Annotated in this window: 19 protein-coding genes; 12 read left to right on the top strand and 7 right to left on the bottom strand. The window is 43.9% G+C overall.

The features are described from left to right. Nucleotides 1-10: 10 nt before the first annotated feature. Together MusilaSJ_RS06590 and MusilaSJ_RS06585 are read left to right on the top strand one after the other, a co-directional pair. Entirely contained in the window at nt 11-1,543 is a 1,533-nt protein-coding gene (locus tag MusilaSJ_RS06590; RefSeq protein ID WP_274989245.1) for a SusD/RagB family nutrient-binding outer membrane lipoprotein, read from the top strand. A gap of 84 nt (nt 1,544-1,627) precedes the next feature. Continuing rightward, on the top strand, nt 1,628-3,256 hold the full coding sequence (locus MusilaSJ_RS06585; RefSeq protein ID WP_274989244.1) for an alpha-L-fucosidase: 1,629 nt from the start codon (nt 1,628-1,630) through the stop codon (nt 3,254-3,256). Nucleotides 3,257-3,549: 293 nt separating this feature from the next. On the opposite strand, the gene MusilaSJ_RS06580 is transcribed toward MusilaSJ_RS06585, so the two are convergent. The 6 genes from MusilaSJ_RS06580 to MusilaSJ_RS06555 all read right to left on the bottom strand — a co-directional run bounded on the left by MusilaSJ_RS06580 (nt 3,550) and on the right by MusilaSJ_RS06555 (nt 10,868). Next, a complete protein-coding gene (locus MusilaSJ_RS06580; protein ID WP_274989243.1) occupies nt 3,550-7,119 on the bottom strand; it encodes an ABC transporter permease/M1 family aminopeptidase in 3,570 nt (1,189 codons plus the stop codon). 91 nt (nt 7,120-7,210) lie between these two features. After that, entirely contained in the window at nt 7,211-8,098 is an 888-nt protein-coding gene (locus tag MusilaSJ_RS06575) for an ABC transporter ATP-binding protein (protein WP_274989242.1), read from the bottom strand. Between the two features lie 21 nt (nt 8,099-8,119). Then, nucleotides 8,120-8,854 carry a hypothetical protein gene (locus MusilaSJ_RS06570; protein ID WP_274989241.1) on the bottom strand — a complete coding sequence of 245 codons (735 nt, stop codon included), beginning with the start codon at nt 8,852-8,854 and terminating at the stop codon, nt 8,120-8,122. Continuing rightward, entirely contained in the window at nt 8,838-9,245 is a 408-nt protein-coding gene (locus MusilaSJ_RS06565) for a GntR family transcriptional regulator (protein ID WP_274989240.1), read from the bottom strand. Before MusilaSJ_RS06565 ends, MusilaSJ_RS06570 begins: the two co-directional genes overlap by 17 nt. Before the next feature lie 11 nt (nt 9,246-9,256). Continuing rightward, nucleotides 9,257-10,027 carry a hypothetical protein gene (locus MusilaSJ_RS06560; protein WP_274989239.1) on the bottom strand — a complete coding sequence of 257 codons (771 nt, stop codon included), beginning with the start codon at nt 10,025-10,027 and terminating at the stop codon, nt 9,257-9,259. After that, the gene (locus tag MusilaSJ_RS06555; protein WP_274989238.1) at nt 10,020-10,868 is read right to left on the bottom strand and encodes an ABC transporter ATP-binding protein; all 849 of its coding nucleotides are present in this window, start codon (nt 10,866-10,868) and stop codon (nt 10,020-10,022) included. The genes MusilaSJ_RS06560 and MusilaSJ_RS06555 overlap by 8 nt, the downstream gene beginning before the upstream one ends. Nucleotides 10,869-10,991: 123 nt before the next feature. On the opposite strand from MusilaSJ_RS06555, the gene MusilaSJ_RS06550 reads away from it, so the two are divergent. Both MusilaSJ_RS06550 and xth read left to right on the top strand, forming a co-directional pair. Then, entirely contained in the window at nt 10,992-11,183 is a 192-nt protein-coding gene (locus MusilaSJ_RS06550) for a hypothetical protein (RefSeq protein ID WP_274989237.1), read from the top strand. Nucleotides 11,184-11,292: 109 nt separating this feature from the next. Next, the gene (gene xth / locus MusilaSJ_RS06545) at nt 11,293-12,075 is read left to right on the top strand and encodes an exodeoxyribonuclease III (RefSeq protein WP_274989236.1); all 783 of its coding nucleotides are present in this window, start codon (nt 11,293-11,295) and stop codon (nt 12,073-12,075) included. Nucleotides 12,076-12,276: 201 nt separating this feature from the next. Here the strand turns inward: xth and MusilaSJ_RS06540 are convergent, their stop codons facing one another. After that, a complete protein-coding gene (locus tag MusilaSJ_RS06540; protein ID WP_274989235.1) occupies nt 12,277-12,888 on the bottom strand; it encodes a hypothetical protein in 612 nt (203 codons plus the stop codon). Between the two features lie 522 nt (nt 12,889-13,410). Between MusilaSJ_RS06540 and MusilaSJ_RS06535 the strand changes: the two genes are divergently transcribed. From MusilaSJ_RS06535 to MusilaSJ_RS06500, 8 genes are all read left to right on the top strand, one after another. Beyond that, the gene (locus MusilaSJ_RS06535; protein ID WP_274989234.1) at nt 13,411-13,587 is read left to right on the top strand and encodes a hypothetical protein; all 177 of its coding nucleotides are present in this window, start codon (nt 13,411-13,413) and stop codon (nt 13,585-13,587) included. Further along, on the top strand, nt 13,584-13,778 hold the full coding sequence (locus MusilaSJ_RS06530) for a hypothetical protein (RefSeq protein ID WP_274989233.1): 195 nt from the start codon (nt 13,584-13,586) through the stop codon (nt 13,776-13,778). The genes MusilaSJ_RS06535 and MusilaSJ_RS06530 overlap by 4 nt, the downstream gene beginning before the upstream one ends. Further along, entirely contained in the window at nt 13,771-14,742 is a 972-nt protein-coding gene (locus MusilaSJ_RS06525) for a sterol desaturase family protein (protein WP_274989232.1), read from the top strand. The genes MusilaSJ_RS06530 and MusilaSJ_RS06525 overlap by 8 nt, the downstream gene beginning before the upstream one ends. Further along, the gene (locus tag MusilaSJ_RS06520; RefSeq protein WP_274989231.1) at nt 14,742-15,884 is read left to right on the top strand and encodes a formylglycine-generating enzyme family protein; all 1,143 of its coding nucleotides are present in this window, start codon (nt 14,742-14,744) and stop codon (nt 15,882-15,884) included. Before MusilaSJ_RS06525 ends, MusilaSJ_RS06520 begins: the two co-directional genes overlap by 1 nt. Before the next feature lie 195 nt (nt 15,885-16,079). Then, entirely contained in the window at nt 16,080-16,256 is a 177-nt protein-coding gene (locus tag MusilaSJ_RS06515) for a hypothetical protein (RefSeq protein ID WP_274989230.1), read from the top strand. Beyond that, the gene (locus MusilaSJ_RS06510) at nt 16,253-19,342 is read left to right on the top strand and encodes a SusC/RagA family TonB-linked outer membrane protein (protein WP_274989229.1); all 3,090 of its coding nucleotides are present in this window, start codon (nt 16,253-16,255) and stop codon (nt 19,340-19,342) included. Before MusilaSJ_RS06515 ends, MusilaSJ_RS06510 begins: the two co-directional genes overlap by 4 nt. A gap of 25 nt (nt 19,343-19,367) precedes the next feature. Further along, entirely contained in the window at nt 19,368-20,921 is a 1,554-nt protein-coding gene (locus MusilaSJ_RS06505) for a RagB/SusD family nutrient uptake outer membrane protein (protein WP_274989228.1), read from the top strand. Between the two features lie 89 nt (nt 20,922-21,010). Continuing rightward, a complete protein-coding gene (locus MusilaSJ_RS06500; protein ID WP_274989227.1) occupies nt 21,011-22,843 on the top strand; it encodes an arylsulfatase in 1,833 nt (610 codons plus the stop codon). Nucleotides 22,844-22,882: the final 39 nt, after the last annotated feature.

The raw sequence follows: 22,882 nt of genomic DNA, 5'->3' as shown, positions 1-22,882 counted from the left end.
ATTGAATACGATGAAAAGACATTTAACCAAATATATTTATTGCTTACTGATAATGCCCGGCATTATCGCCACACAATCGTGTACCAAAAACTTTGATACGCTAAACATCAACCCTGATGCATCATCAAAAGCGGTACCACAGTATATTTTTACCAAGTCCCAGTATGATGGTACGGCCCGTATGCTTGATCTTTTGCTGGGTACCATGCAATACACCACGAGCTTTAATGATGTGGCCGGTTTTGGATCAAAATATGTATTGAGCCAAAGCCCGCAGTCGGCGGCAGCTTTCAGCAATGCTTACCCCAATGAGATCAACGAACTGGTTGAGGTTTTAAAAGCGGTTGGCACCGACGCTTCGCAGGTAAACCTGCAGGCCGAAGCGCGGATCTGGAAAGTGTATTGCTTTAGCAGGCTTACCGATCTTTATGGAGATATTCCCTATTCGCAGGCTGCACAGGGCTATAACCAGGCGATATATAAACCCGCTTATGATGCGCAAAAAGATATCTATGCCGATTTATTGAAGGAGCTTGACCAGGCAGCCCAAAGCCTTGATGCAAGCAAAACAACCTTTGGTTCGGCCGATTTGATTTATGGTGGCAATACCGTAAAGTGGAAAAAGTTTGCTTATTCCCTCATGCTCAGGTGTGCCATGCGCATGACCAAGGTTGATATCGCTCAAGCACAAACCTGGGCTGCAAAAGCTATAGCGGGCGGCGTTATTTTGGATGATGCCGATGTTGCCAAAGTAGCTTACGTTGGCGCGGGTCAGGATATTAACAAAAATCCTTTGGCGCTTGATCTTTATAACAATGATTATATTGCAGGTAACGGCAGTACCAATACCGAAGGCGGCAAGTACCAGGATGTATTTATCAATTATCTGAAAACCAATAAGGATCCTCGCCTGGCTGTAGTATCTGTAGTGTGGAACAGTGGCGTGGCTGATACCACTTCGGCTATTCAAAAAGGTATGTCGTCGGGCCTTAATGCCAAGCCTGCGGATTTTGTAACTTATTCGGAACCAAATCCTAAAACCATATTGCTGCTAAACTCGCCCCGGTTGGTTTTTACAGCAGCCGAAAGCTATTTCCTGTTATCTGAAGCTGCGGCGAGGGGCTGGTACACTGCTGCTACTGCCGAATCATTGTACCAAAACGGTATAGCAGCGTCAATGCGCCAATGGAGCATTATTGCAGGCAGTGCGGGCACAATTACTTCGGCCCAGATCAACTCATACATTAACGCGCACCCTTTTAATACAGGTGGCACGCTTGATCAGAAAATGGCGCAAATCTATACCCAGTTTTGGGTTGGTATATTTCCTGATGCGCAGGAGGTTTTTGCAAGCTACAGGCGCACCGGTTACCCCGCACTTGTACCAAATAATTATGTTGGTAATGCCACAGGCGGTAAAATATTCAGGCGGATGTTATATCCTGTTGGCGAGCAAAACCTTAACGCGGCATCATATGCCGCTGCAATTGCGCGCCAGGGACCGGATGATTTTTTAACCAGGATGTGGTGGGATAAACAATAATGTTAAAGTTTGATTAGTTAAATTAGTTGATGTTGTTTCGGGGAGGGCGTGGGGCCTTCCCTGATTTTTTTTAACCTTTTTTTGATGTATAAGAAATACCTTTTTTTCCTGCTGCTGTTTGGTTGTATTCAGCGCGTATTGGCACAAAATGATTTGGTTAAGGATGATAATGCAAGTAATTATAACCTGAACAAACCCGAGCGCGAACTTTGGCTTAAAAATACCGGTTTAGGTTTATTTATTCATTTTAGTATGGATAGCCAATTGGGCGTGGTGATCAGTCACTCGCTGGTTGGTGCAAGCGATGATTATGTGAACCGGTATTTTAATGAGCTGCCAAAAACTTTTGATCCCTACAAATTCGACCCGCACCAGATAGCGACGCTGGCCAAACTGGCCGGGATGAAATACATTGTATTCACCACCAAACACCATTCTGGTTTTTGTATGTGGGATACCAAAACAACAGGTTTTAACATCACTCATACACCATACAAAAAAGACCTGTTAAAGGAGTTTATTGACGCCACCCGCGAAGCCGGCTTGCAGGTAGGTTTCTATTTTTCGCCCGAGGATTTTAACTTTCTTCGTGATCATCATATCCCTATAAGTCGTACCGATGTTAAGATGGATGCCCAAACCCGCCATGAATATGACGAATACACCCGGAAGCAATGCGAGGAACTGATGACCCGCTATGGTAAAATAGATGTACTTTTTATAGATGGCGATCCGAAAGAAGTGGTAAAGCAAACCTGCTGGAAATTACAGCCGGATTTGCTGATAACCCGCGGCGCTATCAAAACTCCCGAACAGATCATGCCCGGGGCTATGATCAATGAACCATGGCTGTCATGCATCACTATGGGTACGGCATGGGGCTATCAGCCAACTAATGAGCGTTATAAATCGGGTAGCCAGTTAATAGGGTTATTGATTGAGGCGAGAGCAAAAGGCGGGTCGCTGTTGTTGAACGTTGGCCCGAAGCCTGATGGCGCTTTGCCCATCGAACAGGAGGAACGGTTACGGGAAATGTCGGCCTGGTATTTTGTTAACCGTGAATGTATCGACAGTGTGCGAAGTTGGGTGATCAGCAAGGAAGGCGACACCTGGTTTACCGCTAAAAACGGGCATACACTTTATGCCATAGTTACCAATGCTGCTGATTGGAAGGAGGGAGCCCGTAAAACTTTCCTGATCCGTTCGGCCATCGCAACTAATCAGACTCAAGTAAGCGTATTAGGGCAAAATAGTAAGGTTATTGAATATAAAACCGACGATGTAAGCTGCAGGTACAAACAGACCGATAAGGGGCTTGAAGTATCTGTTGTTAAAGCACAGCGTATTTATGACGATCACCGCTGGCCCAACCCGGTAGTGGTCAAATTGGAAAATGTTGATCCTGTTTTTAAAGAAGCTGCCATAGTTGAAACCGGCGCAGGTTCAAAAATAAAAACCGGCGCAATTTTAAAAGGGAGAATTTCGAACTACAAAAACATTTTGGCAAAGAGGGCCAGGTTTGATTACCGCCCTTACCACGGACAGGTTGAAACGCTGTATGCAGGTAAGTGGACAGCCGGCACCTGGGTAAATATTAAAAATGATGGCACTTTTGAAGCTACACTCTCTTTAAAAACAGATTACGAATACAAAGCTGTAGTTGAACAGGCTAATGTTGAAATTGAAGGAGAGAACAAATTATTTAAGCCATAATATTTGGTAAGATTATGGAAGAGACTGTATCATAATCAAATTGTCCACCCTTGGCGTTGCATTACCTATGAATTGAAATTTAGCCGACAATATTTATAAAAAAAGAGGGTTTACATATTTTCTGGAAATGTATATAAGTTTTTGATTATTAAGTATTTATACGAGTGTTAACCCCGAATTCTGTTAACCCTGTTAACCCCCTTTGTTAGTAGAGTCAATCTAACCCAAAACTATATATCGCTTAACTATCTGAATACTATAAAAAAGAGGCTGCACCATACAGCCTCTTTCAGTTAAAGGTCTTTGATGTTATCATTAGGGTTCCTGTCAATCAGTTTGCTAAACGGGTCGATGCCTACAGAAGCAGGTTCGCCTTTAACAATAATGCTAAATTGCTGTAACCCGCGTTTAAGCTTATACTTTTTAAGGTATAAAGTGTTACTTACCATACGGTTACCTGCACCCTGGACCTGCTTACCGAAGATTCCGATATCTATATAGTCGTTCATGTTTAAGGCCGGGATATCATTGTTTTTGGCGTCCTTCCAAACTTTATCAATATCAAGCTTTAACGTAACTTTATATTCATTTTTATTACCTGTGGATTGACTGCTTGCTTCAACTACCCTGTTATCATATAGTGTGATCTTTTGCCAGGTATCGGTAAGGTAATACTGCAGCGAATCGGGTACATGCTTTTGGAGACATTGGTAAAGGTTATTGGCTCCGGCAAACGGGCCATCTGTTTTAAAAGCATATGCCTTTTTAAATTCGCGCAGCGCAACATTGAGGCTGTCTTCGCCAATCAGGTCACGTAAACCGTACAATGCCACGCTTGCTTTGCCTCCCCATAAAAACCATTGGTTGGCTTCAATTAAAGGATGTTCGTTTTCATTAAGGTGCCGCCTGATAAACAGGTAATACCATAACTGGTCTAAAACAATATAACGCATGTTATCCTTGCCATATTTATGTTCTGACATTACCAGTTGATCATAGTTTGACAAACCTTCGGGAACTACTAAACTGCCTACCGTGCTGTTTGGCGCCACCTGGAAACGCCACCACTGCTGCGACAACAATCTTGCAGTACTGGCATAACAATAATCAAAACTGTTTGGGTCCCTGAAGTCGGCATTCCAGCCAAAATATTCGGCATATGTATCCAGGGTGGTCATGGAGGCATCTCCCGGGCCGTAAACAGATGTCTCCACCAGGCGGATGTCATTGAACGGGTAGTTGCCGTAAACCTTGCTGTAATAAGTTAAGCCATCTTTATATGCCGCAATATACCTGTCGATATTAATGCTGTGTTCCGGGTGGTAATAAACTTCAATATTTACCTGATGATCTAATTGAACGGTAGCCTTTTTAACAGCCAGTTTTTCGGATATGATACCCATTGGCATGTACATGCCCGGTTTATCCTGCACATAATGGAAATAATTACGGCCGTTCTGCTGCCAGTTTTTTACGAGCCGTCCGGGGGTGATAGCGGTTTGATCGGCCAGGGTGCCAACTGTTACATCCAATTTCAAAAGGTCAGCCGCTCTTCCTGCTTTCAAGGTGCTGATACCTTCGGGATTATTTTGCTGCATTTCTTCTTCCTTTTTTTCGGGCAAACCGGCTTTTTTGCGTTCGTAAGGGCTGCTTAACTCATCATCTTCATCATACCCCAGGCCGGGCAATCCCCCGTTAAAAAATGTGCCGTTATTAACGAGGGCAGCAGCATACATGCCGTTGGTAAATCCCTTATGCACTATTTCTGAACTGATCTCTAATGTTAATGAATCGCCCGGCATTAGCGGCTTTAAGAACCGGTATAAGCGGAAGTCGGCAGTGTCTGTCTTTGGTCTGAACCAGTTAAAAAATCCACGGGGATAAAGCAGGGGAGTGGTAAAAGGAACTAATGTACCATTGGTTTTAAGCGAATAACCAGTAAGCTCATCACCGTCGAGCAGCATTTGTGATATGGCAACTTTGTTTTTATTGGTGATGGTTATCAATGCATGTGTAGATACCTGTTGCTTATCGGGATAAAGCTCTACCATCATTTTTATATCGGTCACTTTAGGCAGGGGAAGGTGCTCGTACTTTTTCAGCGTTTTTTCATACATCACTGCCCTTGCTGTGTTTTCACTTTTGATAAGGTAGCTGTTTAAAAAACTTACGTTATAATAATTCCACCCACCAACAGCTAAAAAAGCTATAGTCACTATTACGGTGATCAAAGCTGTGCTGCTGTTAAAGCGCTGAGGCAATAAACGCAATCGCTCTTTAAAAGATGAGGTTACCCCCCGGTAATAAAATAATCCCGAAACAATGATCAGCAAACCTGCAAATAGCATCCAGTAAAGGTTGAACCAGCTAATGGGCGCTGCCATGTGGCCTATGCCGGTCATATCAGAGATTCCCGACGACGGAGTGTATGAGTACAACAGAAGGTTATAATCAAAGGTGCCCGTTTTGCGCAAAAAGAAAACAATCACCCATAAAAAAACACCTATGCCATGGGCTGCAAATTTGTTATTGATAACAACGTGTACAACATAACAAAATACCACCATCTCCAGTAACAAAGGCAATAGTATATAGCCTATATAGATAAAATACGCCGATAGGTTTAGTGTGTGATAGTCTTTTAATAATTGAACAACAACGCCGGTTATCATTGGGATAAAAGATAAGCCGGTAGCTATCAATAATAAGGTGATGAGCTTTGATCCGTTCAGGATCCAGTTTGGCGGCGGGAGGGAGTCATTGATAAAGGCATATCGGGTAGTCCTGTCGCGGTGCAGGGTTTCGCCGGTGTAAAACATCAGGATAAAGAAAATGAAGAATGGGAAGGCTTCATTAAAGATGGCCAGCAAGGTAACGGTACGCGGAAAATCAGGCACTCCATTCCGGTTTTCGCCAAGCCAGAATACAAAACCGAGGAACAAGCTGCCACTTATTAAGATGATCCAGAAATAGTTATCCCGGATAATGTTCAATAGCTCAACTTTTACCAGGTTGCGTAAGGTGTTCCAATTGTATTTGCCGGTAAAGCTGACATCAGGTTTAATGGTTACCTGGGTTTTAGTTTTTGCACCTGCCTCGTCAATGGCTGCCTTATCGCGCCTGCCGCTAAAGAAGCGTTCAAAGCTAAACCTGAAATAAGTGAAAAGTACAATAACTATCCCGATACCTCCCCATAATACACGGTTGAGCATAAACGTACCGGTAACCGGGAATAAGGTAGTATTTTGCTCAATGGTGCTTGAAGAATTGGTTTGCATCCTGATACCGTTAAGCCCAAAAGGATCACTGAGGTTTATTACTGTAGGGTTGTTAATGTGGTTGAGGAAAAACAACGCGATGAAGTAAAAAAGGAACAGCAGGATACCGCCAAAGTAAATGACCTTTACATTGCGGGTGATGGCTACAAGTCCGAAAAACAGGGAAGATGTAAATAAAACGTTAGGCAGCCCAATGGTGAAAAACGGGTGCAGGTAGTAAATGGGGCTATTGGGGCCGTATTGCTTTGCATCTGTCCATCCCATAGCGGGGCCAAGCTTGGTGCCTATAAAGGCGCCAATGATAACTGCTGTTGAGATCAGGACCATGAAAACGAACGAGCCCAGGTAACGGCCCCAGAAATAGCCTGCTTTGGTGATAGGGTAGGTTAGGTAATAATCTTTTGTGTTGTATTCAATGTCGCGGTATAAGGCAGTGCCCATGATTGATGAACTTACAAGCGTAATCATCATAGTGATACCTGAGCACCACAACGCAAGCACATAAGGAGCATTAATGTGCTCTTTTTCACCCAGTGGTAACGAGCCTGTTGAAAAAGTGAACACTGTAAATATCAGTGCTGCCAAAAAATAAAGGTAAACGGCTGGCCTGCGGACCCGATTCCGGATCTCGAACAGAAATATTTTAAGAAACATAACCTATTGGTTTATAATGGTTTTAAATGGTATCTACATCTACTCGTGTAGCGATATTGCTGAAGTACACATCTTCCAGGTTTGGCGTGCTGCTGATAAAACCGTTGCCGGGTTCGGCTTCGCTGATAATGCGGATATGGAGCTTGCCGGTTTTAAGCTGTGTTGATATCACCTGGTAATCATCTTTATAAAAGCCCAGTTCTGATTGGGTGATCACCTTACTGTAAATTTTTCCGTTCAACTCATTTACCGCACTTTCCGGGTCGCCTGAATATAAAACCTCGCCCTGGCAAATAATGGCAAAATTGGCACAGAGCGTACTTACGTCTTCAACAATATGGGTCGACAGGATCACGATGGTGTTTTCACCCAAACGGCTCAGCAGGTTATAAAAGCGGTTGCGTTCGGCCGGATCGAGGCCTGCTGTGGGTTCGTCAACAATAATGAGTTTAGGGTTGCCAATTAAAGCCTGTGCTATTCCAAAGCGTTGTTTCATACCGCCGGAGTAGGTGCCAAGGTGCTTTTTCCGGTCTTTATAAAGGTTTACGTTTTCCAGTAATTGAAGCACAAGGTCTTTGCGTTCGGCGTTGTTGCCAACCCCTTTGAGTTGGGCAATATGGTCGAGCATTCTTTCTGCCGATATTTTGGGATATACACCAAACTCCTGTGGCAGGTAACCGAGTAGCTGTCTAACTTCGGTCTTGTTTTTCAATACATCCAGTTCATCTAAAAAAATGCTGCCTTTATCGGCTTCCTGCAGGGTGGCTATGGTACGCATCAGTGATGATTTACCGGCGCCGTTTGGACCCAGCAGGCCAAACATGCCGTTATTCAGGGTCAGCGAAACATCTTTTAAAGCATGTACGCCGTTGGCATAGGTTTTAGATAATGAGTTGATTACTAATTTCATGATTTGTTAAGTTTTGGTCATTTATTGTTTGCGGATCATCCTTGTATTTCCGTTCAGGATGAGTTTAGCGCTGTCGGCAAGTTTATAGGTTATGTTGCTGAGGCTGTCATCCTTGATCCATAAGCGGCTTTGATTCCGGATATCAAGATTCGTTTTTGCAAATTGGTTGCCTGTTTCAATAGATAAATTTGAAGCGCTATTGTTGCTTTTACCGATAATGGCATTTACTATGTTAAACTTGTTGTTTTTTAGTAAGATAGTGGAAGCATGATCCTGGATAATATTGAGCTCATCCCCGCGAAAACCACTGATGGTGGTAGCGCGCCATTTGAAGTCTTGTGCGGCTGTCGTATCGATAATTTGTGCGTCACCTGCCTTATATTTTGCATCGGCATAAAACGCGTTTAATTGCGGCATGGATATGTACAGAACGTTTGGGGACTGTACATTATGAAAGTTATCTTTAAACTCGGCGCGAATAAAGAGCGAATCGTGCCGTTGTTCAATTTTCATGAACTCCATGGCGCCGGGATCAGCAAGTACTTTGAATGGCCCTTGAACCAGCATAATATTGATAGCCGTTGATGAACCAAGCTCAATAACCTTGAAATTCCTGAAATTTAGGTTGTTAAATCCATTATAGGGGTTTTTATATTCACCTTTAAAATATTCTGCTTTTAGCTGAACGTCATAGATCCCAACCGAAACTATCAGTAACAATACCGCGGTAAGTAAGAATTTATTGCTTGTTTTCATCGTTGCCTGCCTGGTTTAATTCATTATTTTGTTGCGCCTGGAAATGTTGATATTGCAGGCTGATCTCATCTATCGATATACCTAACAGGTACATGTTTTTAAAAAGTTCGGGTAGGTTCTGACGTACAAAGTTTTCTTTGCGGTAAGCTTTTACTTTGTCAAAACCATCCTCTGCCACAAATAAACCCAGGCCGCGTTTGTTATAAATAATTTCGAGCCCCTGCAAAAATTCGTATGATCGCATAACCGTATTGGGGTTCACTTCCAGCTCAACTGCCATATCACGTACCGATGGGATCTTTTGCCCGCCTGGCCATTTGCCCATCAGGATCTGATCGCTCACAAAAGCCGCTATCTGGAGGTATATCGCTTCGTTATCTTTAAATTCCATGATCGTCTTTTTTAAGCCTGTTTCTCCTTGAACCTAAAATATGCCGCTATCCAAATCAGCAGCGATATAATGGGAACTATAATAAAAGCCCAGGCAGATTGCTGTGCTTTTAAACCAACGGAGTAAAAGTTCATACCATCCTGGAAATTGAGAAATGAAAAAGGCGTTACCGGTTTGATTGGCCTGCCAACAATAAATCTTACGAACACTGTATTCACAAGGATTAGCAGCGCATAAAAAATAAAGAAACTGAAACCTGTTTTTATAAAGTGTAGTTTTTCGAACCGAATTGCTCCATATATCGTGACGGCATGCAATAACGAAAACAATATCATCACCAGTACAAATTTATCCTGAAACAGGGAGAGTATTTCAATTTGATGCCCGGGCCATGGTTTGAGATTGATCAGGATAAATAATACCAGGTAAAAAACGCCTGTATATACCAAAATGAATATAACATACGAGTAAACCCAGCCGACCATAAACTTCTCGAGTTGTGATGCAGGCAGGGTTAACATTGGAACTGCCCGGCGCTTATCGCCCAGATCAGTAAAAACAGTGCTTGTAAATAATGGCCCCGCGATAATCATGAGTACTCCGAATATAGCCATCTGAAAGCCGGCATCTACCGGGCCAGGGATCATATAAAACACAAACGAACCGCCAAGTAAAAATACCCCTGCCAAAACCGCTGCCGACATTAAATAGGCACGGTAATGCTCAACAGTGTGCTTCATAAACAACAGGCCAAAGCGCTTTAAACTGAAGTAATTATTCATGATTTGTGCTTGGTTTTAGTGCGTTTAGTAATTTGCTGCTATTGGTTGTTGCTGCGTTAAATAATAACTCAAGGTCCATTTTTCCGTACTTGCCGGTGGTGTTTTGTACAATGGCGTATTTGCCCATGAGGGTTTCTTCTTCGTACAGCGCATTCATCCCGGTAAGGTCTTTAAAAACACCGAAAAATAATTTCTCGGTAAGCTCGTCTACCGTATTTTCAATCACTATGCGATGATCGTCCAAAATCAAAACCGTATCAATAAGACTGTCCAAATCCCTCACCTGGTGGGTTGAAATAATAATGCAGCGCTCATCATTTAAAACCGATGCTATCAATTTTCTGAACTGAATCTTTGAAGGAATATCAAGCCCATTGGTAGGCTCATCAAGTATCAGCACACTGGTATTGGTAGCCAGCCCGAAAGCGATGATCATCTTTTTTTGCTGCCCGTATGACATTCTGGTCATTAACAGATCAGGATCAATATCCAATATTTTCAGATAACTGTAAAAGTCGGTAATGCTGAAGGCAGGGTAGAAGCTTGCCGTCCGGGCCAAAAACTGGCCTGGAGTTAATGCCGGTACGTGAACTTCTTCGGCAATAAAATAAAGGTCTTGTAAAGTGGATACCAGGCGCTTTGAGCTTTTTGTTCCGTTAATAAGGCAATGGCCCGATTGCGGAAAAGCCAGACCGGCGATATTTTTCAGCAAGGTTGATTTCCCTGCACCATTTTTACCCAGCAGTCCATAAATGTGGCCGGCCTTTAACGAAAGGTTCAGATTTTTGAACAACGGCTTCCGGCTGTTATAGCTAAAATTCAAATTGCTTATTTGAATCATTTTATAGTGTATTAGTATGGTAGTACACTACAAATGTAATTAAACATTTTTAAAATACAAGAGATATTTTTCATTGAAAGAGGGTTCATGAAAACTAATTATTCTCTTAACAGTTAATAAGATATGTCAAAGAAGAAAACCATGCCAAATGAGCCAGATGAAATGCCGGTAAATCCGGAACGGCCGGAGATCAGGCAGCCTACAGATCCGGGAGAGCCGGAAATGCCGGAAGAAGCGCCGGAAAATATCCCGAATGAAATCCCTGATACTGAGCCAAGCCAGCCTGAAGTAGACCCGGATGAGTTTGAAAAGTAAGGGAATAATTTACCGCTCATGAGCCATTGCAACTAATTGCTTGCAAAGGGTGGCCGCGCTTTTTATTTTGGAACATCCGTGATATAACCTAAACTATTTAAATTGCATCATGAAAATAGCTACGTATAACGTAAATGGGGTAAACGGGCGTTTGCCTGTTTTGCTTCGGTGGTTAAAGGAAACAGCTCCTGATGTTGCCTGTTTGCAGGAACTAAAGGCCCCACAGGATAACTTCCCCGAGCAGGCCATTTTTGAGGCCGGATATAAAGCCATTTGGCATGGGCAAAAAAGCTGGAACGGTGTGGCCATACTGGCAAAAACAGATAAAGAAATTACTGAAGTTTGCAGGGCGCTCCCCGGCGACCCCGCAGATGAGCATAGCCGTTATATTGAAGCCATTGTTGACGGGATTACCATTGGCTGCCTGTATCTTCCCAACGGCAACCCGGCACCGGGACCCAAGTTTGATTATAAATTAGGCTGGTTTGAACGCTTGAAAATCCACGCGGCCGGTTTATTGGCCGCTAATAAGCCCGTTGTATTAACCGGCGACTATAATGTAATGCCTACCGAACTTGATGTTTACAAACCAGAGCGCTGGGTAAATGACGCGCTCTTTCGGCCCGAAACCCGTGAGGCTTTCAAAACACTGGTGGATCAGGGTTGGACGGACGCTATCCGCAAACTTTATCCCACCGAAGTGATCTATACATTCTTCGATTATTTCCGCGATGCTTATGGCCGCAACGCCGGTTTACGGATTGATCATTTTTTGCTAAGCCCGCACCTTGAAAAACGGCTTGTAGCTGCAGGCGTAAACAGGGATGTGCGCGGCTGGGAAAAAACAAGCGACCATGCGCCGGTTTGGATTGAACTGAAGGACGATGAGTAATTTAGATATTGAAGACTTACGAAGTTTTTAAAACTTCGTAAGTCTGGGTTCAAAAAAATCGTCATGGGTAACTTGTTTCAGTACTCCACGGGACAGGTAGCCAATTTGCTTGGCGTGGTTGCTTAGCGAGTGGGATGTTGAAACAAGTTCAACATGACGTAAATTTTTAAATCATGTCAAGGGTAGGAGCGAAGAAGATGCTTACCTCCGCATACCAATGTTTTCATGCACCCATTTAGCCTCTTCTTCCGGGGTAACTTTATCTATGGTGCTGCTTACCCTGCTAAATGTAGCAGCCGGGAAATCATAAGGTTTGCTATCGTCAAAAAACGGACCTACCACGCCTAAGATCCATACGTATTCGGTAGCCTGGTGGGGCGGATTAACCCTGTATTTAAATACCTCATAATGCATAAAGTTGCCACGCCTGTCAAAATCGACGGTAACCCGTTTAATATATTCTATTCCGTCTGGGCAGGCATCCAATTCGGTAGGAAACTCCAGCCATTGGGCCAGTGAGCTTTCGGCCCCTTTAACTATTGTGTAATATTCTTCCGGAAACAGATTCAGTTCACCAAGTTCTTTTAAGTATAAAAAGGTATCATAGCGGGTAAGCACATTTTGGGCAAAGGGTAATATATCTTCAGCGGTTAGCCCTGTAGCCGATTCCGCCTTTTTATAAAGTGGTAAGATCCTGGCAGATCGCTCCAATTCCAGTTTGTGTTTCTTCTTTTTAACATCAAACAGTCTGAAGGCCGCAAACGCTATAATAAAAACGATAATGGTAATTACAATTAGTGTAGTTATGTCCATGATATGAATATAGGATTTTATCCAGCAATGCTATAAAATTTGCAGATCGACTGTGATTTTAAGATACCATGAAGAATAGTGGGATGAATCATAATAAGGCAGTTGATTTCTCCATTTTTACCTCCATTTTGCTGTCTAAAAAGCTTCATTTCAATAAAAAAGAATTTATTTATATAATTTCTATAGAATTAGTAGTATTTATCAAATCTTTTTTTACATTTGCCTCAGAAAATTAATAACAACAAATTAAAATCATTTAAAAGCACCCACCATGCAACCCGAACTTTTACCTAAATACGGCCTTGCTAATCATCAGTTAACCGTTGCTGCTTTTATTTCCTGTTGTTATTCTTGTTGTTGCTGTTAAGGCTGCCTTATCAGGGGTAATCCTTTCTCTATAATTGTGCGTTAATCCGCACAGGATTCCAGATTTTTCAATTCATTACATTATTTATCAGGCGTTGCTGCTTTATTCGGATTGCTATGCAACGCCTGCATTGTTAATCACTTAATAAGTTCATTATGACCATTAACGACGTTTCCCTGATTGGGAAAAAGGTGTTGGTAGGCGTTATAGTAACCCTCATACCTTTTGTTATCATTTTCGGCGGGCTTTGGCTTGGCCGTAAGCTATTGGAAAAGAAACCTGCGACCAAAACGGCACAAATTGTTCAACCTCAAAACACTATCCCGTCATGAAATTAGAGCAATCGACTAAGGTACAGATAGTAAAGAACGCATTGTTGAGCCTGTTGCTGTACACACTACCCATAGTGCTCATGTTTGCAACTTTTGTCATAACTGGTGAACGGCCATGGGAAAAGAAGCAACAGCATAAACAGCAAACAACCTCAAAAAGTAAAACTGTAAACTCACAAGACAATGATTGATCAGATAAAGCAAATAATAGAAAACCTTAACGGCTATGGTTTTTCCGTTTTGGTTTTGGTACTCGGTGTACTTGAATTTTCGTTCGGCCTTTACAAAAAACGCTGGAATAAAAATGAAAAGTGGGTTGATATTGCCTGCTTTACCATCCCTAAACTGGTGGTGAAACCGCTGGTTGCCTATTACAGTCTTTTGGTTTTACCAGCCATATTACCAACCTTAAAAAACACCTTCGATTGGGTACCCTTTTTATGGGGATGCGCCATCATAGCCATAGCCGACGATCTTACCCAATACTGGTACCACCGCCTGCATCACCAGGTGCCATGGTTATGGCGTTTTCACCGTACGCACCACTCTGCATCGTACATGGGTATGGCCATGGCCAGCAGGCAGAACATCATTTACACGCTGTTCTTTTCGCAAACCTATTTAACTGCTGCTTTGGTTTATCTTGGTTTGGGCGTTCCGGCATTGGTGGTAAAAGGTATTAAAAGTACTATCACCACATTGGCGCATTCAAGCATTCCATGGGATAAACCATTTTACCAGTATAAAATATTACACCCGATGGCCTGGGTTTTGGAGCGTACGATATCAACTCCGGCAACGCATCATGCACATCATGCCGCTACTACCGATGACGGGGTAGGCTATTACAAAGGCAACTTTGGTAATATGTTCTTTTGGTGGGATATCATTTTCGGTACGGCTCATATCTCTCGTCAATATCCTAAAGCTTATGGTATTTCGCATTATGAAGGCGACCAATGGTATGCGCAACTGGCCTGGCCTTTATTCAAATCAAAAGTGCCCGGAAGTGAGCTTGCAGCCGATGGCCCGATGGTTAAAGACGATGTTCCGTTGCAGCCTCATCAATTATACAGACCTGATGTTGTAGCTGCGGTTCAGCCCGAAGCTGAGCAGGTTGATGCGGCATTTCAGTTACAGCCTGTAAAAGCGTAATGAATAAGATTGTACTTATACTTTTTAGCGTTATATGGCTTGCTTCATGCAGGCAACCGGAGAAACCAGCGGCGATTATTGCGGTAGCCAAAGTTTCCGGTACTAAAAAGAAGATTTGCTGCGAATCAAATATCCCCAACAGGTTTAAAGCAGCAGGATTAAGCGGTGCGGCGCTTAGTTTGCCCGATACCGGTAACACCCGTGCCAGCCATGCGGGGATGGCATGGGTACCGGCCGGAACTTTTAGGATGGGGGCCGATAACCAGCAGGCAGAGGCTGATGAATACCCCAAACACGATGTTACTGTTGATGGTTTCTGGATAGATAAAACGGAAGTAACCAATGCCCAGTTCGAAAAATTTGTGAAAGCAACGGGGTATATAACCACAGCTGAGCGCAAGCCCGACTGGAACGAGCTTAAAAAACAAATGCCGCCAGGTACCGAAAAACCTGCGGATAGTTTACTTGTAGCGGCATCATTGGTATTTGTACCGGCTGATCACCAGGTTAACCTGAACGATTACAGCCAATGGTGGGCCTGGAAAACCGGTGCCAGCTGGAAACACCCGCACGGGCAGGGCAGCGATATTAAAGGTAAAGAAAACTATCCTGTAGTGCAGGTGTCATGGTTTGATGCTGTAGCTTACAGCAAATGGGCAGGCAAACGTTTACCAACCGAAGCCGAATGGGAGCGGGCCGCGCGGGGCGGATTGGAAGATAAGATCTATCCCTGGGGTAATGAAAAAGTGAACGAAGGGCAGCCCAAAGCAAATACCTGGGAGGGGAATTTCCCCTATAAAAACACCCAGCGTGATCATTACTATTATTTGGCGCCGGTTAGTTCATTTGCGCCTAATGGTTACGGATTGTATGATATGGCCGGTAATGTATGGGAGTGGTGTGCCGATTTGTATAATAACAACTACTACAAAACAGTAAACAACCCTGCAGGAGTTAAAAACCCCAAAGGCGCTTCAAAATCATATGATCCGGATGAGCCTTATGCCATAAAGCGAGTTGTACGCGGTGGCTCATTTTTGTGTAACGATAGCTATTGCTCGGGTTACCGTGTGTCGCGCAGGATGAAAACCACCGAAGACAGTGGTATGGAGCACCTTGGTTTCAGGTGCGTAAGCAACTAACAATAATACCCCAATAAAATAATTGACCTGCCTGCTAATGCGGGCATAATAAAGAAAGGACTATGAAATAATCTGAACAATTACATTCTTCAAATAAGGGAAAAGCAAAGCTTTTCCCCTGTCATTAAAACAACGAAACAGGGATCGATTGGCGTTGAGCCTGTTTCAATTGAGTCATTTTAATTATTCAAATCTATGCAAAATATTGCAAATGCAGGGGTTGGCTATGCGTTGCCTTTTCCGCTGCACGCAGCTGCTTTTACGCTGCAAATAATTGAGGATGCTTTTCATCCGCAGCAATTATACAGGCCGTTTAATGCGGTTATTGATCATTCGTCCGGTTTTTCATCTTTTAAAAACCTGTCGACATGAAAAAACTGCTCTTAATCCCATTCCTGTTGTTTATTGCTTTTCCGTTGTTAACCATCGCGCAGCAAACCCAGCCTACCATCAACTCACATTTAGTTGGTCGTGTAATTGATAGTACAACCCGCGAACCATTGCCGGGTGCTGTGGTTAAGATTCAGGGTACCACGCACGTAGTTTCAACCGATATTGAAGGCAAATTTAGCTTTATAACCGGCCAGAAATTTCCTTATAAGCTCATCATAACCTTCACCGGCTACGAAAAGAAAGAGTTTATTGCCGATGGCAGCCCGGTTGAAATTAAACTTAAAGACGCTCAAACTCAGCTAAACCAGGTGGTTGTGGTGGGCTACGGGTCGCAAAAACGTAAGGATATCACCGGTTCGGTAGCATCGGTACCCGCGCTTGCTTTGAAGCAGCCGGTCCCTTCGCTCGACAGGGCCTTGCAGGGCTCTGTTTCGGGCATCCAGGTTACACAGGCCACCGGGCAACCGGGAGCAGGCGTAACCGTGCAGATCCGCGGTGTAAACTCTATCAATGCTGTTGCCGAACCATTGTATATTATCGATGGTTTCCCTACTTCAAACAGCAACTCGCTTACCGATGCGGGCGTAACCAACGGACCTAAGATCAATCCGCTGGCATCTATCAGCACTTCGGATATTGAAAGCATTGAGGTTTTGAAAGATGCTTCGGCCACAGCTATTTATGGTACGCGTGGTGCTAATGGTGTAATTATCATCACCACTAAAAAAGGTAAAGCTGGCGTGTCATCTATAAATTATGATGGCAGCTATGGCAAGCAGGAAGTAATTAAAACTTTGTCGCTGCTTAACACCCCTCAATGGGAAGCTTTGCGTAACGATGCTTTGGTAAACACCGGTAAAACCGCCCAAACAGAAGCGCAGCTAAACCCATATAATGCCAATACTGACTGGCAAGGTGCCGCCTTCCGTAAAGGGACTTCGCAAAATCATAGCCTTTCGATATTTTCAGGTACTGAGCGTACAAGGCTTGCCTTTTCAGGTAACTACTTTAAACAGGACGGGATCTTGCAAAACACCAACTTTGAGCGTTACGCAGGCAGGGTGAATGTAGAGCATGATTATAACGATAAGTTCAAGATCTCTTCATTTATAACTGGTAGCCGTACCACCGCGCAAATTGCCCCTCAAGGTGTGGTGCCTGCCATTTTGCTGATGACGCCTACCACTCCGGTTTACAATGCGGATGGATCATTCTTTATCAAAAACGTATTTGAGGGCACTTACGGAAACCCAATTAATACGCTGTATAACCAAACCAATACAACTACTACAAGCCGCATTTTAGGAAATATAGCAGGCGATTATAAGATCACCGAAAACCTTACCGCAAGGGTATTAGCCGGTGTGGATATCATCGACAATAAGCAAAACCGCTACCTGCCTTCTACCGTTTACGAGGGTTCGGGCTATTCGGGCCTTGGCGAGGTTGGTACATTAAACTCGTTCAACTGGCTTAACGAAAATACGCTTACCTACAACAAAAAGTTTGGGAAGCATTCATTAAATGTATTAGCCGGTTTCACTCAGCAACAGTTTAAAGCCGAGGGCTCTATTAACGGCTCATCAGGTTTTGTGAGCGATTATGATACTTTCAATAATCTCGGTTCGGGCAGTGTAACTTCGGTATCGGGCAGTGGTTTTGCAATCGCACCATCATCATCGTCCAATACCTGGGCTTTAAAATCATATTTGGGCAGGATAAACTATGGTTTTAACAGCAAATATCTGTTAACCTTAACCCTGCGTGCTGATGGCTCGTCGAAGTTTGCGCCCGGACATCAATGGGCATCATTCCCTTCAGCAGCTATAGCCTGGAATGCCTCAAGCGAAGATTTTCTGAAAAATGTAACTGCCATCAGCCAATTAAAACTGAGGTTGAGTGCCGGTCAAACCGGTAACAGCGATATCCCTGCTTACCAGTCGTACTCGCAGTTAGGTTATTATCGTTATAATTTTGGTAACTCTACAGTTGCCGGTTTCGCACCCAATAGTTTGTACAACCCCAACCTGACCTGGGAGAAAACAAGCCAATATGATTTTGGCTTCGACCTCGGTTTGTTTAAAGACAGGGTTACTGTAACAGCCGATGTTTATTATAAGAAAACCACCAACCTGTTGTTGTACCTGCCATTACCGGCAACAAGTGGTTTAACTATCATTACCAATACCGCTATTACCAACCCGCAGCAATATGAAAATGTGGGCTCGGTACAGAATAAAGGTTTTGAGTTGGGTATTAACTCACGCAACATCGTTGGTAGTTTTGTTTGGAACACCAACCTGGTATTTGCGCTTAACCGTAACAAGGTGCTAAGTCTTGGCGGTAATGGTGTTAACCAGTTCATCCCCGATTCGTCGCTGCCATCCATCATTAAAGTTGGCGAACCTATTGGTTCATTTATTGGTTACAAAACCAATGGCCTGATCCAGGCCGGCGGACCGGTACTTACCCCTGCGGCCAATACCGCTCCGGGTGGTCAAAATTACCAGGACATTAATGGTGATGGTAAAATAACACAAACCGGCGATAGGGTGATCCTTGGTAACGCTCAGCCTAAGTTTACTGGAGGCATTACGAATACGTTCGCTTATAAAGGTTTTGACCTGAGTGTTTTCTTACAGGGATCATACGGCAACAAAATCTACAATCAGCAAAGAGGTGTTTTGGAATTAGGTACCGGTTATACCAACGCTACTACTACATTATTAAACCGTTGGACACCAACTAACACCAATACCGATGTGCACAGTGCTTACCAGGACCCTGCGCCAACTATATCGGATAGGTTTGTTGAAAACGGTTCATACCTGCGCCTTAAAAGCCTTGGTTTTGGTTACACTTTTCCGCAATCCGTACTTTCCAGGTCGCCTATCAAAAAGGTCAGGATCTACCTGAGTGCCCAGAACCTTGCAACCTGGACTAAATACACCGGTTATGATCCTGAAGTGAGCAGCAACGAGCAATCGGCCATTACCTCCGGAGTTGATAATGGTGCTTACCCGAACAATAAATCTGTAATAGTTGGCATAGGGCTTACTCTGTAACGGCTAAACCTTGATTTTTTTAGATATGAAGACGAAAAATATTATATACCTCATTATACTGGTACTTGCAGCTGCTTCGTGCGCCAAGCTCAAGGAAGACCCGCGGTCGTTTATCCCGGCAAGTCAGTTTTATAAAACCCAGGCCGATGCTGTGGCGGCAGTTACCGCGGCTTACTCCCTGCTTAATGCCGGTGCAAACGCGGTACAAACACCTTATAACACCCTTTTTAACACGGGTATGAATTTTATGGCTGATGATGAAGGACCAGGACCCGGTGCTACCAATGCCGACGTACGATCACAGTCGGTATTAGGCCATTCTGCATCAGGATTGCGGATCCTACAGATCTGGCAGCAGCATTATGCAGCTATCAAAAAAGCTAATATCGCTATAGATACCATTCCCGATATCAAATTTGATGCTACGCTAAACAAAAGGCTTGTTGCCGAAGCGAAGTTTTTAAGGGCACTGTATTACTTTAACCTGGTAAGGCTTTATGGCGATGTGCCTTTGGTTCTACACGATCAAACATCCATTAACCTGTCTGATTTGCAGGTGCCAAGAACAGCAGCGGCTACGGTTTATGCCCAGATAGAAACCGATTTAACTAACGCCGCTGCCGATTTGCCGAATAACTACACCGGTGCCGATGTAGGCAGGGCTACCGCAGGCGCCGCTTATTCCTTATTAGCTAAAGTTTACCTTACCGAACGTAAATGGGATAAAGCCGTTACGCAAGCCGAAGCGGTAATTAACGGGCCTTACGGATACGATTTGTTTGCCAATTATGCCGATGTATTTTTACCTGCAACCGAAAATGGCAAGGAGCATATTTTTTCCGCGCAGTTTAAATCAAACTCGCAAGGGCAGGGTAACAACCAGGCACCGCGATCAATATTGAACGGGATCCCGGGGATGGTGGGCAGTTATGCCGATCAGGTAGTGTTTTATTCGGTGCCCGATGCAACCAAACCCGGCGGTGTAGATAAGTTTTTCAGTATTTATAAGCTGTATCCGGCTAATGATAAACGTAAACGGGTGAGCTTTGTAACACACTTTCAAAGCCCTACCACCAATCTTTGGTATGGTAAGCTTAATGACGCCACTATTCCTAATGACTCTATTCCATTCTTTAATAAATATTACGATCCAAGCGTGGCATCTAACGAGGCAGAGTCAGGCGCTAATGTATCTATCATCCGCTTTTCAGAAGTGTTGCTGATCCATGCTGAAGCTGAAAATGAACTCAATGGGCCAACAGCCAAAGCTTATGCATCCATTAACCGCGTGAGGAAACGTGCCGGGCTTGATGATCTTGCCGGCCTCGATCAGGCTTCATTCCGTAACGCGGTTTATTTAGAACGCAGACTGGAATTTGTGTTTGAATACCAGCGCTGGTTTGATCTGATCCGCGAGCGGGATGCATCTGGTAAGGGTATCCTTGAAGCAAGCTTGTTGAAGGTTGGCAAAACCAATGTGAGCAAAGGCGCGGCAGGCAAATTTTACCTGTTCCCTATACCACAGCAGGAAATTGACAACAGTAATGGTAAGCTTACGCAAAATCCGGGGTGGCAATAATCTCAATTATCATTACACATATTAACCAAAGAAAATGGCCGCTGGGGCGTAAAGTTTCGCTCCAGCTATGCCGAATAAACTTTTTACAGATGAAAACAAAAAAAATAACATTGTTCCTTTCGCTTGGCTTGCTCGTAGCATTTACAGCCAAAGCACAAAACGGACAAACGCCGGTATTTGGCGGTACGGTGGGCAAAACGCTTGATGAGTCGAAGGAGTGGTGGCCGGAACCTCATAAAGCGCCCACCGGCGCGCCAAACGTATTATGGATCATTTTGGATGACGTTGGCTTTGGCGCTACAAGCACCTTTGGCGGCATTATCAAAACCCCCAATTTTGATACGCTGGCTAATAATGGCTTGCGTTATACCAATTTTCACACTGCGGGGATCTGCGCGCCAACGCGTTCGGCTTTATTGACCGGGCGTAACCATCATTATGTTCATGAGGGGGGCTTTTCGCATGTAACTTTATCGGCAGGGTTTCCGGGTTATGATGGCCGCATTCCATCTGATAAGGGAACCATTGCCGAGATTTTGCGCGAGAATGGCTACAACACCTTCGCGGTAGGTAAATATGGGCTTACACCCGATGAAGATGCAACCGATGCCGGTCCGTTCGACCGCTGGCCTACAGGCAAGGGCTTTGACCATTTTTTCGGATTTTTAGGATCAGCTACAGATCAGTATAAACCCGATTTGGTTGAGGACAATGCACACGTAACGCCCGACGGCCGTCACCTTACAGATCAGATCACCGATAAAGCTATTTTCTACCTTACACGCCAGCATAAGGTTGCGCCTGATAAGCCATTCTTTTTATACTACGCGCCGGGTGCTACCCATTCGCCGCACCAGGTTGCTGCCGAATGGAGCGACCTATACAAAGGCCAGTTTGACGGTGGCTGGGACGATTTCAGGGAGAAAGTTATTGCAAGACAAAAACAATTGGGCATTATCCCGGCATATGCTAAACTGCCCGAGCGTAACTCACGCATCCCGGCGTGGAAATCATTGCCTGATGCTGAGAAGAAATTGTACGCCCGTTTCATGGAAGTTTATGCCGGATACCTTACCTATACCGATCATGAAGTTGGCAGACTCATCAATCACCTGAAGCAAAGCGGTCAGCTGGATAACACGCTGGTATTTGTAATCATTGGAGATAATGGTGCAAGTAAGGAAGGTACGGTTCACGGTGTAATCAACCCTAAAAAGAACTCGGCCAAATTGGTTGCCGAAGATGCTTATCTGAAAACCAATATTGAGGACATTACCGATATCGGTACGCCGCAGGCAAGTACCAACTACCCGCTGGGATGGGCACAGGCTGCCAATACGCCATTCAAATACTGGAAACAGGATGCCAACTCTGAAGGTGGTACCCGTAACCCACTGATAGTTTATTATCCAAAAGGCATTAAGGAAAAAGGGATCCGCACCCAGTATGGTCATGTGATTGACGTACTACCTACCACACTGGAATATACCGGCATTAAATTGCCTGAATACATCCGTGGCATTAAGCAGGATACCTTGCAGGGTACATCACTGGTATATTCGTTTGATCATCCCGAAGCAAAATCAAAACATGTATTGCAGCACTATTACATTTTTGGGGCGAGGTCGATTTATAGCGATGGCTGGAAGGCCGAAGCAGCACATCACCCTGATAATGTGGAGTTAGGCGATTTTAAAGTGGGACAAAATGTACCTGATAAAAGTTTTGATGACGATATTTGGGAATTATACAACCTGAATGAGGATTTCAACGAACGGGTTGACCTCGCCAAAAAATATCCTGAAAAATTAAAGGAGCTGAAAGCAGTTTTTGAGGCACAAGCTCAAAAAAATAACCTGTATCCGTTTATCGACTGGTATGATGTGTATCACCAGCGTATTCACAAAAACTACAAAAAGTAACCAATGACATAAAAGCTAAAAGCAGAAGGCAAAAAGCCC

It is taken from the genome of Mucilaginibacter sp. SJ (assembly GCF_028993635.1).
GTDB lineage: Bacteria > Bacteroidota > Bacteroidia > Sphingobacteriales > Sphingobacteriaceae > Mucilaginibacter.
Note: the sequence above shows the minus strand (reverse complement) of the source record. Positions and strands in the feature narration are given on the sequence as shown.